Annotated in this window: 1 protein-coding gene; it reads right to left on the reverse strand. The window is 58.1% G+C overall.

All coding sequences use genetic code 11. From position 1 onward, the window contains the following. On the reverse strand, positions 1-531 hold a 531-nt coding region (locus tag AC1XDK_RS30790; RefSeq protein WP_483353833.1), incomplete at its 3' end, for an IS5 family transposase. Positions 532-611 lie beyond the last annotated feature (80 nt).

Below are 611 nucleotides of genomic sequence, written 5' to 3' on the forward strand. Positions count from 1 at the left end.
GCCTGCGTTGCGGCAGGCGACCTGCCAGCCGAGCTGTGTGTCGTGCGGTTTCTCAGTCGTGCAATGAACGTCAAGGATAGCCTGCGTCTCTGTGTCGACGAGAGCGGTCGCTTTCAGTGTTTGAACGCGATAATTCGTCCGGCGGCAGTAGTGCTTGCTCGCGTTTTCGCGGTCGAAAAACGTGGCGTCGATGGCGGCGTGACCCGAGGGGTCGTGCAGCTCCGACGAGAGTCGGAGCAGCACTCGCCAGACCTTCATCTCGAATCTATCAAACGCCTTCACTAACGTCGAGTGGTCCGGGAGATCGCCCTCTTCGAGGCCGATCTTCCCGAGAATATGCGGCATCTCGCTGAGCAAATCGAGGCTGCCTCGATAAGATTTATCGAGGTAAACCCGCAGACAGTGCAGCGATACGAGAGCGTAGTCGGCGAAGCCGCCACCCCCTTCGGGGGCAGCGACTTCGCCTCGCTCACCAACAACATTTTTAGCCAACCGAACCGCTTTGCTCGTGAAGCGGGAGATTTTCGACATAGAGCATCGGCGATTTCCCGCTTCAACTCCTTCGAATTAACGGACGAATCCGACGCCGTCTAGTGAATCACCAGAGCCGC

The sequence above is a fragment of the Haladaptatus sp. HS23 genome (assembly GCF_056892285.1).